At 72.2% G+C, this 15,533-nt stretch carries 15 protein-coding genes; 7 read left to right on the forward strand and 8 right to left on the reverse strand.

Annotation, left to right across the window (positions count from 1 at the left end):
• The 6 genes from AC069T_RS04010 to AC069T_RS04035 form a co-directional block, all read right to left on the reverse strand.
• Positions 1–1,036 (reverse strand): fumarylacetoacetate hydrolase family protein (locus AC069T_RS04010; RefSeq protein ID WP_478781205.1); only part of this gene is annotated, 1,036 nt, incomplete at its 3' end.
• A gap of 1 nt (position 1,037) precedes the next feature.
• The gene (locus AC069T_RS04015; protein ID WP_476754228.1) at positions 1,038–1,460 is read right to left on the reverse strand and encodes an acyl-CoA thioesterase; all 423 of its coding nucleotides are present in this window, start codon (positions 1,458–1,460) and stop codon (positions 1,038–1,040) included.
• Between the two features lie 5 nt (positions 1,461–1,465).
• The gene (locus tag AC069T_RS04020; protein ID WP_478781206.1) at positions 1,466–3,307 is read right to left on the reverse strand and encodes an acyl-CoA dehydrogenase family protein; all 1,842 of its coding nucleotides are present in this window, start codon (positions 3,305–3,307) and stop codon (positions 1,466–1,468) included.
• A 31-nt stretch (positions 3,308–3,338) separates the two neighbouring features.
• The gene (locus AC069T_RS04025; RefSeq protein ID WP_478781207.1) at positions 3,339–4,559 is read right to left on the reverse strand and encodes a beta-ketoacyl-[acyl-carrier-protein] synthase family protein; all 1,221 of its coding nucleotides are present in this window, start codon (positions 4,557–4,559) and stop codon (positions 3,339–3,341) included.
• Positions 4,559–4,798: an acyl carrier protein gene (locus tag AC069T_RS04030; protein WP_476754225.1), complete on the reverse strand. Its 240-nt coding sequence runs from the start codon at positions 4,796–4,798 to the stop codon at positions 4,559–4,561. The genes AC069T_RS04025 and AC069T_RS04030 overlap by 1 nt, the downstream gene beginning before the upstream one ends.
• Before the next feature lie 73 nt (positions 4,799–4,871).
• The gene (locus tag AC069T_RS04035; protein ID WP_478781208.1) at positions 4,872–5,918 is read right to left on the reverse strand and encodes a beta-ketoacyl-ACP synthase III; all 1,047 of its coding nucleotides are present in this window, start codon (positions 5,916–5,918) and stop codon (positions 4,872–4,874) included.
• Positions 5,919–6,052: 134 nt separating this feature from the next.
• Between AC069T_RS04035 and AC069T_RS04040 the strand changes: the two genes are divergently transcribed.
• Complete coding sequence (locus AC069T_RS04040; RefSeq protein WP_478781209.1) at positions 6,053–7,486, forward strand: FAD-binding oxidoreductase; 1,434 nt, start codon at positions 6,053–6,055, stop codon at positions 7,484–7,486.
• 52 nt (positions 7,487–7,538) lie between these two features.
• Here the strand turns inward: AC069T_RS04040 and AC069T_RS04045 are convergent, their stop codons facing one another.
• A complete protein-coding gene (locus AC069T_RS04045) occupies positions 7,539–8,678 on the reverse strand; it encodes an aromatic ring-hydroxylating oxygenase subunit alpha (RefSeq protein WP_478781210.1) in 1,140 nt (379 codons plus the stop codon).
• Between the two features lie 152 nt (positions 8,679–8,830).
• On the opposite strand from AC069T_RS04045, the gene AC069T_RS04050 reads away from it, so the two are divergent.
• The 6 genes from AC069T_RS04050 (at position 8,831) to AC069T_RS04075 (ending at position 15,090) form a co-directional block, all read left to right on the forward strand.
• Entirely contained in the window at positions 8,831–9,559 is a 729-nt protein-coding gene (locus AC069T_RS04050) for a class I SAM-dependent methyltransferase (protein ID WP_478781211.1), read from the forward strand.
• Between the two features lie 84 nt (positions 9,560–9,643).
• Complete coding sequence (locus AC069T_RS04055) at positions 9,644–10,792, forward strand: nucleotide disphospho-sugar-binding domain-containing protein (protein ID WP_478781212.1); 1,149 nt, start codon at positions 9,644–9,646, stop codon at positions 10,790–10,792.
• Positions 10,793–10,875: 83 nt separating this feature from the next.
• Positions 10,876–11,685, forward strand: a complete 810-nt coding sequence (locus AC069T_RS04060; RefSeq protein WP_478781213.1) for a phytanoyl-CoA dioxygenase family protein — start codon at positions 10,876–10,878, stop codon at positions 11,683–11,685.
• Complete coding sequence (locus AC069T_RS04065; RefSeq protein ID WP_478781214.1) at positions 11,682–12,839, forward strand: cytochrome P450 family protein; 1,158 nt, start codon at positions 11,682–11,684, stop codon at positions 12,837–12,839. The genes AC069T_RS04060 and AC069T_RS04065 overlap by 4 nt, the downstream gene beginning before the upstream one ends.
• Positions 12,836–14,125 carry an activator-dependent family glycosyltransferase gene (locus tag AC069T_RS04070; RefSeq protein ID WP_478781215.1) on the forward strand — a complete coding sequence of 430 codons (1,290 nt, stop codon included), beginning with the start codon at positions 12,836–12,838 and terminating at the stop codon, positions 14,123–14,125. Before AC069T_RS04065 ends, AC069T_RS04070 begins: the two co-directional genes overlap by 4 nt.
• Positions 14,122–15,090, forward strand: a complete 969-nt coding sequence (locus AC069T_RS04075) for an SRPBCC family protein (RefSeq protein WP_478781216.1) — start codon at positions 14,122–14,124, stop codon at positions 15,088–15,090. Before AC069T_RS04070 ends, AC069T_RS04075 begins: the two co-directional genes overlap by 4 nt.
• Here AC069T_RS04075 and AC069T_RS04080 read toward each other — a convergent pair.
• Positions 15,080–15,403, reverse strand: coding sequence for a muconolactone Delta-isomerase family protein (locus tag AC069T_RS04080; protein ID WP_478781217.1), 324 nt, complete (start codon positions 15,401–15,403; stop codon positions 15,080–15,082). The two genes, AC069T_RS04075 and AC069T_RS04080, sit on opposite strands and share 11 nt — an antisense overlap.
• Positions 15,404–15,533 lie beyond the last annotated feature (130 nt).

Here is a 15,533-nt window from a genome sequence, read left to right on the forward strand (position 1 = left end):
GAGGGGGGGGTGGGTTGTTTTTTGCGATGGGTGGGGGGGGGGGGAAACAAAAGGGGTGTAAAGACGACGAAAGGCGCCCCGACGGCCGGAACGCAACGGGGGGCACGCCCCCCCCCCCCCCCCGCACTCCCGGCGCCGGGCCGCGCGGCGACGCCGGCCCGGCCGGCGCAGCGGGCCGCACGGCCCGGCGGCAGTGCTGGCGGTGCGCGCCCAGACCCGCGACCTCGGCCTCGACCAGATCGCCGGGGCGCAGGTAGGGCTGGTCGGGGCGGCCGAGCGCGACCCCGCCCGGGGAGCCGGTGAGGATCACGTCCCCGGGGTGCAGCACCATGAACTGGCTGAGGTACCAGACCAGATGGGCCACGTCGAAGACCATGTCGGCGGTGGAGGCGTCCTGCATGACCCGGCCGTTGACCGTGCAGCTGAGCCGCAGGTCCTGCGGGTCGGGCACCTCGTCGGGTGTGACCAGGAAGGGGCCCAGCGGGCTGAAGGACTCGAAGGACTTGCCCTTGACCCACTGGCCGCCGCGCTCCAGCAGCCAGCGCCGCTCGGACACGTCGTTGCCCGTGGCGAAGCCCGCCACGTGGGCGGGGGCGGCCGCCCGGTCGGGCAGGTACTGGGCACGCCGTCCGATGACGACCGCCAGCTCGACCTCCCAGTCGGTCCTCTCGCCGCCCGGGGGCAGCAGGAGGGTGTCGTTCGGGCCGACCAGCGTCATCGGGGCCTTGCTGGAGACGATCGGCTCGTCCGGCAGCTCGAGACCGGCCTCGGCGGCGTGCGCACGGTAGTTGAGGCCGATCGACAGCAGGTGCCCGCCCGGCCGGACGGGCGGGCCGACCCGCTCGGCGGCCGGGTCGGCCACCGGCAGCGTGCCGGCCTCCCGCACCAGCCGGGCGTCCAGCTCGCGCAGTACGTCCGGGTCCAGGCTCTCGCCCGTCCAGTCCGCGACCCAGGACGACAGGTCGCGGACCACTCCACCGGGGCCGACCGCGCACGGCCGTTCCCCGCCCTGCGGGCCGATCCGGAGCAGGCGCATGTCAGCGTGCCGACCCGGTCTCTTCGAGGTACTTCTCGAAGAAGCCGGTCTCCGCGTCCGTGAGCCGACGGGGGCGGCCCGCCCGGTAGTCGAACGGGGCCATCGTGGTGGAGGCGGTGGCGTAGACGAGGTCGCCGTCCCGCACCGCGTAGTCGACGGTCACCGTCGCCGACTGGAGGTCCGAGACCCACATCTCGATGTCGACCGGCTCGTGGCGGTGGACGAGCTGACGCCGGTAGCGGATCTGGTGGGAGACGACCACCGAGCCGTCCCGGAAGAACGCGTCACCCTCGGTCGGTGCCATCCGGAAGATGAAGTCGACCCGGGCCTCCTCCAGATAGCGCACGAAGGAAACGTTGTTGACGATCCCGTAGATGTCCATGTCGGACCAGCGGATCGGGCAGGGATAGGTGTGCCGTGTCATGGTGATCAGTTCCCGGTGGTCAGCTGGGCGCCGGCGGGACCGAACGCTCCGGTCCGCTGCTGGAAGGCGGTCACGTAGTCGTCCGCGGCGATCGGGGCGCGCAGCAGTTCGGGCGACAGGTTGAAACCGCCGATCAGCGTCTGCGCGTACGGCCGGATCAGGGCGCACAGGGCGTCCAGGGCCTGCGGCAGCTCCTCGACCTGGCCGGCCGTGAACACCCCGCGGGCCAGGTACCAGCCCGCGTCGCGCTGCACCTCGGTGAGCGCGTACAGCGAGGCGAGCAGGCCGAGCGCGGTCCGTGCCTCCTCGGTCTCGGCGCCCCCGGCCGCTTCGGTGAAGCACTCGAGTGCCGTACGCACGCCCCGCACCCGGGCCATGGTCAGCCCGGTGTTCATCGTGTCGTTCCAGGCCTCGAGGTAGGTACGCTCACGGGTCTCGTCCGCCATGGCGGCACGGGCGGCCCCGAGCAGCTCCCGCTCCCGGTGGCGCAGGGCCGCCAGCAGGAACGCGGTGTCGCGCAGGTCGCGCCCGGCGGGGTCGGGTGCCTCGGACGGCGCCTCCTCCTCGGCCCGGCCCTGGGCGATGATCTGGCCGGCCGTGGTGGCGAGCAGGACCTGGTTGTCGCCCTCCGCGGTCACCAGACCCTGCAGCAGCGAGCCGTAGTCCGCGATCCGGTTGACGCTGAAGATGCCCTGGGCGCCGCAGCGCTCCCGGCAGACCGCGATGACCTCGGTCATCTCCCAGGTGGAGAGGGCCTTGGTGATCGAGATCAGGTGGTTCAGCTCGGCCGGCACGGCAGCAGGGGCCGCCACGAACTCCCGCTTGGCGTGGTTGAGCAGCAGGGTCATCGCGTAGACCTTGGACAGCGCGGTGAACAGGGCCAGCTGGTGGCTCCGGTACTCGATCACCGGAAGGTCGTTGCGGCCGGGGGCGTTCGTGAGCCGCTGCGCCGCGAAGCGCAGCGCGATGTACACCCCGGCCCGGCCCGCGCCGACCGCCGAGCTGGAGACGCACAGGCGCCCGGGCAGGATCCGGCTCATGGCGCGCAGGAACCGCTTGCGCTGGTTGCCCGGGGTGGGGCGGAAGGTGCCGTTCTCGTCGAAGCCGCCCATGTCGCCGTGGAGCAGGTTGCGGCGCGGGACGCGGACGTGGTCGAACCAGGTGACGCCGTTGTCCAGGCCCTGGACGGGCTTCTCCGGGCAGGGGGCCGCGTGGACCCCCTCGTGCAGGCGGGTGCCGTCGCTGATCGGGACGAGGAAGGGGTAGACGCCGTGGTCCTTGCCGTCCGCCTTCAGCCGCGCCATGACGACGGCGAGCTTGGGGACGTCCTGGAACCCGCTGTAGGACATGTGCTTCTGGGCCAGCGCGTCCGGGGTGTTCAGGACGAAGGTCTGGGAGGCGGCGTCGTAGACCGCCTCGGTGCGCATGGCGGCCACGTTGTTGCCGTAGCCCAGCTCGGTGGCCATGTACGGGCTGAACGAGTCCAGCCGGTCCAGTTCGTCGACGAGGTCCTTGAGTTCGGGCCGGTCGCCGTGCTCGACGACCGTGCCGAAGCTGAGGTTGTAGTGGACCATCAGGAGCGAGAACGTGGACACGTCGACCAGTGACGGCCACTCGGCCAGGGCGAACAGCCGCCAGGGGTCCTTGAGGATCTCCGTGGGCCGCTCCAGTCCGGCGTGCACCACCCGGGACCGTTCGTAGGCGAGCTTCCCGGCCTCGTTCATCGTGAGGCCCTCACGGGGATCGAAGACCGGGTCGAGCAGCAGCTCGCTGATGTCCTTGTGCGCCTGCTCGTACCTGCCGTCGAAGAGCAGCCTGGCCAGGTCGGCGGTGGCGGCCGGGTTCATCTGGGAGGTCCTTTCACGGTTCTGGTGCGGTTCACGAGGAGATCAGCAGGGCGGCGTTCTGGCCGCCGAACCCGAAGGAGTTGCTCAGGGCGATGTCCACCGGACCGAGCCGCGGCGCGCCGTGCACGACGTCGACGTCCACCCGCGGGTCGACCTCGGTGAGCGAGGCCGTCGGAGGGATCACGCCGTGGTGCACCGCGAGCGCCGCGTACGCCGCCTCGATGGAGCCCGCCGCGCCGAGCGGGTGCCCGGTGACCCCCTTGGTGGAGCTGACCTTGGCGTCCGGGCCGATCACCCGGCGGATCACCCCGGCCTCGATCACGTCGTTGAGGGGGGTGGAGGTGCCGTGGGCGTTGACGTAGTCCACGTCGCGGCCGGTCAGGCCCGCGTCGGCGAGCGCCGCCCGGATTGCCAGCTCCGCGCCCCTGCCCTCCGGATGAGGGGACGTCACGTGGTGGGCGTCGGCCGAGGCGCCGTACCCGATCACGCGGGCCAGGGTCTGGGCGCCGCGGGCCCGGGCGTGCTCCTCGGACTCCATGACCACGATCCCCGCGCCCTCGCCCAGTACGAACCCGTCGCGGGTCGCGTCGAAGGGACGGGAGGCCGTCGCCGGGTCGTCCAGGCGCCTGGACAGTGCCCGCATCCGGGCGAAGGAGGACACGTAGAGCGGGGTGATCGGAGCCTCGGCACCGCCCGCGATCACGATGTCGGCCAGCCCGGACCGGAGCAGCTCCCGGCCGAGGCCGATCGCGCTGGCTCCGGCTGCGCACGCGGTGCACGGCGCCAGGCAGGGGCCGTTGGCCCCGATGTCGATGGCGACCTGCCCGGCCGCCATGTTCAGCAGCCCCATCGGCAGGGTCATCGGGGAGACCTCGTCGGGTCCTTCCTCGATCAGGACCCGGTGCTGCTCCTCCAGCGTCGCGGTGCCGCCGGCTCCCGAACCGACGATGACGGCCACCCGTGCGCTGTCCGCCCACTCCCCGGCCACGAGACCGGCCTGGGCGAGGGCCTCGCGCGTCGCGGCGATGGCGAACTGGGAGTAGCGGTCGAACTGCCAGGCGCCGCGCAGCCCGAGCCGCCGGGGCGAGAAGTCGGGCACCCGGCAGGCCATGGTCACCGGCAGGCCGGCCAGGTCGTCGTGGTGGGCGGCGGTCGGCCGTCCGTCGACCACGCGCTCCCAGTTCTCCTTGACCCCGATGCCCGCGGGGGTGATCAGCCCGATACCGGTGACGGGAGCCGTGAAGCCGCTCATCAGACGGCGGCGGGCTTCTGCTCGATGAGGGCGATGATGTCCGAGACGGTCTCCACCTCGGACAGCTCGGCGTCGGTGATGACGACGCCGAGGCGCTTCTTCAGCGCGGTCGCCAGCTCGATCTGGGACAGCGAGTCGAGACCGAGGTCGTCGAAGGTCGCTTCCGGGACGACGCTCTCGGCGTCGAGATCGAAGCGGGAGACGAAGACCTCGACGACGGATTCCTGAACGGTGCTCATGGTGTGTCTCCTGGTTCGGAATATGTTGGTGAAAGCGGGTCGGTTCACGTGCTCGGTCAGTCCACGTGCTCGGTCAGTTCACGTGCTCGGCAGGGATGTCGGGCCAGACGAGGGTCGTCGAGCCCCACGAGAGACCGGCTCCGAACGCCGACAGCAGCACCCGGTCGCCGGCCTTGAGGCCGCCGTCGGCGGCGATGTCGTTCAGCAGCAGGGGGACCGAGGCCGACAGGGTGTTCCCGACCCGGTCGATGTTGACCGCGACGCGCTCCATGGGGACTTCGAGTTCCTCGGCCACCGCACGCACGATCCGGACGTTGGCCTGGTGGCCGACGAACCAGTCGACGTCCGCCACGGACCAGTCGGTGCGCTTGAGCACCGCCTTGGCCGACTGCGTCATGCGCTCGACCGCCTGCGTGTAGAGGGGGCGGCCCTCCATCCGCAGGTACCAGTCCCCGGTGGGCACCACCTCGTGGCCGAGGCCCGCGTCCGCGGACCGCTGGCGCGAACCGCCGGCCGGGATGGCCAGCAGATCGGCGAGCGAGCCGTCACTGCCCAGGTCGAAGGGGCCCAGCGCGCCGGGCTCGTCGTCCTCACCGCGGCGCAGCACCACCGCGCCCGCTCCGTCGCCGAAGATCGGCGCCGTTCCGCGGTCCTGCTGGTCGACCAGCGTGGTGAAGGCCTCCGAGCCGATGAACAGCACGCTGTCCGCGGTCCCCGAGGCGATCAGCCCGGCGCACGTGGCGAGTCCGTAGAGGAACCCGCTGCACGCCGAGGTGAGGTCGAAGGCCGCGACCGTGCCCATGCCGAGCCGGGACGCGACCTCCGGTGCCACCGCGGGGCAGAGCCGGTCGGGGGAGGTGGTCGCCACGACCACCAGGTCCACCCCGCTCACCCCGGCGGACCGCAGCGCCCGGGCACCGGCCTCCACGGCCAGGGAGCCGGTCGAAAGGCCGTCCGAGACGACCCTGCGTTCACTGATTCCGGTCCGCGTCCTGATCCATTCGTCATTCGTGTCGAGCGTCGCGGAAAGGTCGTCGTTCGTGACCACCCTGGGAGGGAGAAATCCCCCGATACCCGAGAGCACCACCGCCATGTGAATTTCCCCCCTGCTGGCCGCCATTGACTGTCTGACCTGGCGTCCAACCACCCTCGCGCAGCCCTCTGAGCACGGCAATTGGCCTTTCGTACACCTGCGGATCCGGCTGGACCAAAGGCCAATTGACCCCCGGCGCGGCCAGTGAAAGCGTCGCCAAGATGGGCACCGCGACTCCTTCAGCCACCACAGCCTCTTCGGCCACCGAAGCTCCTTCGGCCGCCACGACCTCGTCCGAGCTGGCGCGGCTCCTTCCCGCGGGACGGGTGATCGCCGACCGGGACACCCGCGCCTCCTTCGCCCACGACGAGGCGGCGGGCGCCCCCTTCGGCATGCCCGCCGCCGTCGTACGCCCCCACGACACCGCCGAGGCCGCCGCGGTGGTCGCGTACTGCGCCGAGCGGGGCATCCCGCTGGTCGCGCGCGGCGCGGGCACCGGGCTGTCCGGCGGCGCCAACGCCATCGAGGGCTGCGTGGTCGTCTCCTTCACCGCGATGGACGCGATTTTGCGCATCGACCCCGACGAGCGGCTCGCCGTCGTACAGCCCGGAGTGGTCAACGACCATCTGCGCGCGGCCTGCGCCGAGAAGGGCCTGTGGTATCCGCCCGACCCGGCCAGCGCCCCGTGGTCCACGATCGGCGGGAACGTGGCCACCAACGCGGGAGGGCTGTGCTGCGTGAAGTACGGGGTGACCCGGGACTACGTCCTCGGACTCGAGGCCGTCACCGGACGCGGCGAGACCGTCCGGCTGGGGCGGCAGACCGCCAAGGGCACCGCGGGCTACGAACTGGCCGGGCTGATGGTGGGCTCGGAGGGCACCCTGGGCCTGGTCACCGAGGTCACCTTGCGGCTGCGCGGCGCCCGGGCCAGGGAGCGGACCGTCGTCGGCTACTTCGACGACCTGCCCGGCGCGGGACGTGCGGTCGCCCGCGTGGTCGCCTCCGGAGTGGTGCCGAGCGCCCTCGAACTCGTCGACCGCTACTGCCTGCGCGCCGTGGACGACTGGAAGAACATGGGCCTCACCGACGCCGGGAACGTCCTGCTGCTGGCCCGCTGTGACGCCCCCGGAGCCGCCGGGGACCAGGAGGCCGACACCGTCCTGAGCTGTTTCGAGAGCGCGGGCGCGACCTGGAGCGCCCGCTCGACCGACGCTGCCGAGGCGGATGCCCTCTTCGCCGCGCGCCGGCTGGTCTATCCGGCGCTGGAGCGGCTGGGCCTGGTGCTCAGCGAGGACATCTGCGTACCGCGCATGCTCGTACCGCGGATGCTCGCCCACCTGGAGCGGATCGCCGCGGCGCACGACGTGCACATCGCGAGCCTGGCCCACGCGGGGGACGGCAACCTGCACCCGATGATGGTCGTTCCCCGGGGCGACGAGGCCGCCCTGGCCCGGGGGCGCGGGGTGTTCGAGGAGGTCGTCGACCAGGCGATCGCGCTGGGCGGCACCGTCACCGGGGAGCACGGGGTGGGACTGCTCAAGATGCGCGGCCTGACCCGGGAACTGAGCCCCGCGGTGCTCGACCTGCACCGCGCGACCAAGAAGGTCTTCGACCCGGCCGGAATCTTCAACCCGGGGAAGGTCTTCGCCTCCTGATGACGTCGCGGACGGGCCTGTCGGCCCGGTGCCGGACGGCGCCGTCGCCTTTTCAGAGGCCGCCGGGCCAGTCGGCGTCCTCGCGCAGCAGGGCACGGGCCAGGGACCGGTAGAAGAGGACGACCCCGGGCTCCTTGGGGGAGAGGTAACCCCGTTCGGCGAAGCGGGATCCGGCGCCCCGCTGTACCGCCTCCAGACCTTGCCGGTCCTCGCCGTTGATCACCGCGGCATAGGCCTCGGCCTCCTTCCGTACGGTCTCCCGGTCCTGCCCCTCGATCATGGCGGAGGGCATCAGGACCCCGCCCCGTACCGTGGTGCGGTCGAGTGCTGCGGGGATGAGGCTGAGCCAGATCACCATGTCGCCCGAGGCGGCGAGGCTGCCCGAGGGGAAGACGAAGAAGCCGTACAGATGGGCCCGTTCCTCCTCGGTGAGGTCCAGGACGACGGGCTCCAGCGGGGTCGAGTACCGCACCCGCATGCTGTCGGCCCACGGCGAGTCCGCCCGGACCCTCGTCTCCGCGCCACCGGGGGTGGTCGGCTGCAGGGTCTCCGGGTGGAAGCCCATTACGTGGTAGTTCTCATGGGCGTTCTCGACGGCGATCTTCCAGTTGCAGTGCCATTCCTCCGTCCAGCCCGCCACCTGGGTCAGCTCCGGCAGGCGGTAGTTGACCAGATCCTCGTCGATCCGCTGCAGATGGGGACCGAGGGGCTCCGCCGAGGCATCGAGGTTGACGAAGACGAATCCGTGCCACTCCTCCACCGAGAACCGAGGCAGCTGACACGCCGACGGGTCGAACGCCGGATTCCGTTTCATGTGGGTGGCGCCCACCAGCCGCCCGTCGAGCCCGTACCGCCACAGGTGGTACGGGCAGGTGAACACGTCCGTACGACCTGAACCCTCCTCCACCACCGGCATCAGCCGGTGCCGGCAGACCGGCGACATCCCGTGCAATGCCCCGTCCTCGCCCCGGACCACCAGCACCGGCTCGCCCGCCACCGACAGGGCCACATAGGACCCGGTCTCCGCCAGTTCGTCGGCGTGCGCCACCAGCACCCAGGAACGCCCGAACACCCGCTCCCGCTCCATTTCCCACAACCCCGGCGACGTGAACGCCGCGGGCGGCAGACTCAACTCTTCCGCGTCCGGACCCAGATATCGCTCCAGCTCCGCCACGATCTCCCCAACGTCCACGTCGGCCCTCCGCTCGTTCCGGCTCTCGTTTTGGTCCGGCCGAGGGTGACCGCGCGTCCTGGTGAATCGGTCGCCACCCGATCGACACACCACCTGTTCCGCCTCCATCCGTCCTGGGTGATTTCTCCAGGCCGCCTTCCGACGATCCGACCATGTATGGCGCTGACCTCACCGAGATCCACGACCTGATCCACGAAAGCCGCGGCAAGGACTACGAGGCCGAGGCGCACGAGTTGACCCGGCACGTGCGCCGACTGCGGCCCGACGCGCGCTCCCTCCTTGACGTGGCCTGCGGCACCGGCGCGCACCTGCGCCACTTCGCCGGGCTCTTCGACGCCGTCGCGGGTCTCGAATTGTCCGAGCCCATGGTCCGCGCCGCGCGCACGGCGCTGCCGGACGTCCCCGTCCACGTCGGCGACATGCGGACCTTCGACCTCGACGCCCGGTTCGACGTGGTCACCTGCATGTTCGGGTCCCTGGGCTACGCGACCACGGAGGCCGAACTCCACGCCACCCTGGGCGCGTTCACCCGGCACCTGACGCCGGGAGGAGTGGTGGCCGTGGACCCCTGGTGGTTCCCCGAGACCTACCTGGACGGACACATCTCGGCAGACGTCACCACCGTGGCGGGCCGGACCGTGGCGCGGGTCTCGCACTCCTCGCGCGACAGGGGGGCGTGCCGGATGGAAGTGCACTACGTGGTCGCCGACGCCCACGCCGGCGCCCGGCACTTCACCGAGACCCACCGCATCTCGCTCTTCACCCGTACGGCCTACGAGGCGGCCTTCCGGGCCGCCGGCCTCACCGTCGAGTACCTCCCCGGTCCGCACGCGGGCCGTGGCCTCTTCCTCGGGACCGCCCCGTGGCACCGGGCCTCGTGAAACCGGCTCCGCCGGGCCCGCCTCCATGAGGCCGGGGCCCCAGACCTCCCGCACCTCACCCGACGACTCCTGCCTGGGGGCAGCATGCGCGTCCTGTTCGTGACCTCTCCGGGCCTCGGCCACCTCTTTCCGACCATCCCCCTCGCCCAGGCCTTCCGCGCGGCCGGCCACCGGGTCCGGTACGTCACCGGCGGGCTCAGCCTGGCCGCCGCCCAGGCGGGGTTCGACGTCGTGGATGTCACCCCCGGCCTCGACTACCTGCCCGTCTACGTGCCCCAGGAGCCCGAGGCCGACAGCCCGACGGACCATCCCATGTTCGCCGAGGACCCCGAGGACGCCGAACTGGCCACGCTCTTCGCCCGGGTTTCCGGGGTCATGGTGGACGGTGCCCTGGCGGCGGCCCGGGATTGGTCCCCCGACCTGGTGGTCGCCCCGCCCCTGCAGGGCGCCGGTCGGCTGCTCGCCGCCGCGCTCGGCGTGCCCCTGGTCGAACCCCGCCTGGGCTCGTACGACAGCGGTGCCCGGCTCCACTGCCTGCTCCGAGCCGGGATGGAACCTCACTGGGCCCGGCACGGCGTCTCGGGTGAACCCCCGGCGACGATCCCACTCACCACCCTCCCGCCGAGCCTCACCGCCCTCCTCCCCGAGGGCCGCCGCACCCCCGAGGTCCGGCCGATGCGACCCCTGCCCTTCAACGGAGGGGCCGTGCTGCCCGGCTGGCTCGCGGAGGCCCCCAGGCTGCCGCGCATCGCCGTCACCCTGGGCACCATCGAGGCCCAGTGGGGCGGCCTCGCGATCCTGAGGCCGCTCTTGGAGGCGGTCCGGGGCATGGAAGTCGAGTTCGTGGTCACCCTCGGCGGCGGCGACCCGGCCCTGCTGCCCGACGTACCGGCCAACGTACGGCTGGTCGACTGGGCCCCGCTCGACCTGCTCCTCGACACCTGCGCTGCGATCATCCACCACGGCGGCAGCGGGACCATGCTGACGGCCGCCGCCGCCGGCCTCCCGCAGTGCGTCATCCCACGCGGCTCCTACCAGCAGACGGGCGCGGACCTGCTGCCCGCGCGGGGCATCGGGATCGTGGCGGAGCCCGGCACACTCGGGGCCACCGAGTGCCGGACGCTCCTCAAGGACGAGCACCTGCGCGACAACGCCCTCCGGGTCCGCGACGAGATCCTCGCGATGCCCACCCCGGCCGAGACGGTCGACGGGCTCGCCCTCGGGCGACCGTGACCGCCTCCCCGCGGTCCGCCACGCCGTCCGGCACGGTCCCCCGCACGACCTCGACCTCCCACACGACGAGGAAAGACGATCACATGCTGACAACCTCCGATCTGACGGAGAACGGCCTGCCGACCCAGGAGACTCTCCGCCGATTCCAGGACCAGGGATTCGTCCACCTGCGGGCGGTGCTCTCCGCCGAGGAGGTCGCCGGTTTCCGTGCCGCCGCAGAGGAACTCCTCGCCAAGGAGGGCCCGAAGATCTGGGGCGCCTCCGAGGAAGAGACCCAGGTTCACTACGTCGAGGCCGCCTGGTGCAAACACCCCGGTCTACGCAGGCTGGCCCTGCACCCCGTGGTCACCCGGGTCGCCGAGCACCTCGCCGGAGGACCGCTGCGGCTCTACGGCACCGACGTGCTCAAGAAGGATCCCGACGTTCACCTGCCCACCGTGGTCCACGACGACGAGCCGGGCCTGCCGCTCGCCGGTCTGACCCGCACCCTGACGGCGTGGGTCCCGCTGGTCGACGTGCCCGCCGACCGGGGCTGCCTGGTCTACGTCCCCGGCTCGCACCGGCGCCCCCTTGAACACCGCCAGGTCCACCTGACCGGGTTCCAGGACTACCGGCCGATGGAGGAGATCTGGCCCGACTTCCCGTTCAGCCCCCGGGTGGCCGTCCCCATGCGCGCCGGTGACGTGGTCTTCCACGACTTCCGCACCGTGCACCTGGCCGGGGTCAACACCGACGGGGAACGCCGGCTCGCCTTCGCCTCCGTCTACATGGACTCCGACGCCACGTACCGGCCGGGCGTCCAGGACCACCCGGTGGCCCATCTGAGGCCCGGCGCACCCGTCGACGGGGACCTGTTCCCCCTGATCGCCGCCAGCCCCGGCGCCGCCCCGTGACCGCGGAGCCCATGGAGCCGCGGGAACTGGCGGGGCTGGGGGAGCGGCTGCAGCTCGAGCACGGGACGCTGTGGCTGCACCGGCTCAAGGGCGACCCCTACGCAGCTCTGCTCTGCGACATCGACGAGGACCCGGGGCCGCAGCGCCGCGGGGTCCGGGCCGCCGGGCCGCTGTGGCGCTCCGGACCCGGATCCTGGGTCACCGCCGACCCGGTCACGGCGGCCGCTCTGCTCGACCACCCGGGCATCGGTCACGTGCCGGTCCTGTCGGGCGAGGCCGCCGTGACGGACGTGCGGGTGCCGGAGGACCTCGGCTCCCTCTGTGCGCGGCTGCTCGACGCGGTGGGGGCCGAGTTCGACCTGGTCACCGACCTGGCCGAGCCGTTGGTGGCGGGTGCCCTAGCCGAGGTGTGCGCGATCGCAGGGGCGGACCGCGACCGGTTCGCCGAGGCCCTCGCCGCGTGCGGCGCCGCCCAGGACGCGGTGGTGTGCCCGCAGCGGCTCGCCACCACCCGGCGACTGCGTACGGGCCTGGCCGAGCTGCGGTCCCTCCTCGACGGTGCTCCTCCCGGTGCGCCGGGCCCGGCCACGGTCGTCATCGCCGCCCGCACCGGTGCCGACCTCGTCGTCCGGTCCGTGCTGCGGACACGGTTCCCGCTGTCGGCCCGCGACGCGGGGCGGACGGCCGAGGCGGCGCTGCGCACCGAGCCGCCCGGGTGGATCGTGCCCCTGACGGCCCGGACCGGTCTGGAGGTGGCGGACGCCCGGATCGCCGCAGGTGAGCGGCTCGCGATCCTGGTGGACAGCGGTCCCGGGGCGGTGAGGGCTCCCGCTCACCGCGTGCTGGCCCCGTTCCACCGCGCTCTGACCGAGGCCGTCCTCGCCGCTCTGGCCGACCGGTACGCCCGGCTCTGCCCCGCCGCTCCCGTGGTGCGCCGTGCCAGAGCCCCGCTGACCCGCGGTTCAGCCCGGGCCCGGGTCAGGGTCACGGCCGCCGTGGCTGCCGGGACCGGGACGGCCACCGCGACCGCCGACCGCGGGTCCGCCGAGACGACAACCCCGACGACTGACCGCAGGGCGGCCACGACGACCACCCCGACGGCGACCACGTCCCCGGCGGCCGCCCCCGGGGCGAGGAGAGGAGAAGCGCGATGAAGGTTCTGTTCACCTCGCTGGAGGGCAGCCACTTCCAGTTGCTCGCCCCGGTGGCATGGGCGCTGCGCACCGCCGGCCACGAGGTGCGGGCCGCCTGTGTCCCCGGTGTGGTGGAGACCGTCACCCGGTGCGGTATCACCGCCGTCCCGATCGAGAGCCCCCCGTGGTACGAGTCGCTGGGCGAGTTCCACCAGGACGCCATCGCCCACTTCGGCACCGCCGACCGGGACCGGGGACCGGACCGGGAGGAGACCTGGGAGGAGCAGCTCGGCTACGAGAGCGTCATCGTCCCCGCCCTCAACTCCCGCCTGAACTCGGACACGATGATTGACGAGCTGGTGGCTCTCGCCCGGCACTGGCGGCCCGACCTGGTCATCTGGGAGACACTTTGTCTGGCGGGCCCGGTCGCGGCGCTCACCGTGGGCGCGGCCCACGCGCGTCTGGTCTCCGGGCCCGAGCTCGCCATGCAACTGGGTACCCGCCGTACCTTCCTGCGACTCGCCGCCGAGCAGGAGCCCGAGCACCGCGAGGACCCCACGGCGGAGTGGCTTGACTGGACCCTCGAACGCCTCGGCGCGGGGGCCCGGTTCGACGAGTCCGTGCTCACCGGCCAGTGGACCGTCGACACCAGGCCGGCGAGCCTCCGCGAGGACCTGGGCGTCCCGACTGTCCCGGCCCGCTACATCCCGTACAACGGGCGTGCGGTCGTACCCCGGTGGCTCCGGGAGCCACCCCTCAGACCCCGGGTCTGCCTGACCTTGGGGGTGAGCATCGACAGCGGCTACGGACTCTGGGACCTCGACACCGTCCTCATCGGCATGCTGGGCGCATTGGGTGAACTGGACGTGGAGCTTGTCGCTGCGCTCTCCGCGCGACAGCGCGCCCATCTGCCGCCGCTCCCGGACACCGTGCGGGTGGTGGACCACGTGCCCATGCACGACCTGCTGCCGACCTGCGCAGCGGTGGTGCACCACGGCGGATACCAGACCAAGGCCACCGCCGAGTTCCACGGCGTCCCCCAGGTCCTCCTCACGGGCTGGGAGTGGGTCACCGAGTCCATGGGCGCCGACTACGAGAAACAGGGCAACCTCCTGTCCCTCCCGCTGCGGGAGTTCACCGCCGACCGCTTCCGCGAGACGGTCGCGCGCGTACTGACCGAGCCGTCGTTCGCCGCCCACGCGCAGCGGCTTCGGCGGGAGATCGAGGAGATGCAGACACCCAACGAGGCCGTGGCCGAGATAGAGCGGCTCACGGCCCGCTACGGAAGGGAACGGCGAGGAGCATGACGCTCACGGAGCTCATGGCGGAGCTGGCGGGGTATGTGGAGGCTGACGCCCCCGAGCTGAGCCTGTCCCCGGCGGCCTTCACCTCCCCCGAGTTGTGGGAGGCGGAGCGGGATCGGGTCTTCGGGCGGTCCTGGCTGCTGGTGGCCCACACCGACGAACTGGCCGTTCCCGGTGCGTTCTTGACCGTCTCGCCCGGCGGCCTGCCCGTCACCGTCTTCCGGGGGGAGGACGGGGTGCTGCGCGCACGGTCGGCCTTGGGCCCGCACCGGCCGCAGCCGGCCGTGGAGGAGTGGCGGGGGTTCGTCTTCGTCAACCCCGACCCGGACGCCGAGCCGCTGGCGCCGCACCTGCGGCGGACCGGCGAGGAGCTCGACGCCTACCGGCTGCCGGAGATGGCACGGATCGCCGGCTGGACCGAAGAGTGGCGGTGCAACTGGAAGATCGCCGTTCAGAACGCCCACGAGAACTACCACGCCATGGGACTCCACCCCACCACCGTGGCGCTCATCACTCCGCCGGGAGGCGCTATGGAGGTGCGCACCGAGTCGGCCTGGGTGACCCGGCTCCTCAGCCCCTTCCGCGAACCCCTCGCGGAGACGGCGCTGCCGCTCTCCGCCGAACAGCGCGCCACCATGTACAACTGCGCCGTCTTCCCGTGCAGCAGCCTGGCGGCCTTCGGCGATTCCGTCGTCTGGATCACGATGATCCCGCTGGCCATCGACCGCATCGAGGTCCGCGGCGGGGTGCTCATGCATCCCTCCGCCCTCGTCGGTCAGGACCGTGACGCGCTTCGCGAGCAGAACGAGGAGAGCGCCGGGGTGGTCAACCGGGAGGACCGGCTCGGCATGGAGGCCGTGCAGCGGGTGGCGGGCTCCCGCTTCGCGGAGCGCGGCCATCTCTCCCCGAAGGAACCCGGAGTCACGGCCTTCTACCGGAATCTCGCCCGCGCGCTGGTCACCGGCTGACGTCTCCGGCCCCGGCGCTCCGGTTCTGGAAGGCCACCGGGTCGAAGCCGCCGACCTCCGCCAGCGGGATCACCTCGAAGCGCAGGTGCGGGCTCAGGGGGTTCCCGTACAGCAGGGAGTTCAGCTCCTCGTGCGAGTCCACCTCGTAGATCAGCAGGCCGCCCGAGGCGCCGACGCGGATCCAGTTGTGCAGGATGACTCCCTTGTCGATCAGTTCCCTGACGTACGCGAACCCCTCGGGCAGCCGCCGCCTGAACTCGTCGGCGGGGATTCCGGTGGGGGACTGGGTGGCGAGGACAGCGAACAGCGCCATGGTTCCTCCAGCGTTCGGGATCTCGATGCCGGAGTCTCGGCCGCCCCGGTCGCCGACCGGTCGACGACCGATGGAGCCCACGGCGGGCCGTGACCAGGGACCGTCGTCGGATCCTCGACCCGCGCCGGAC

It is taken from the genome of Streptomyces sp. NPDC043867 (assembly GCF_056435845.1).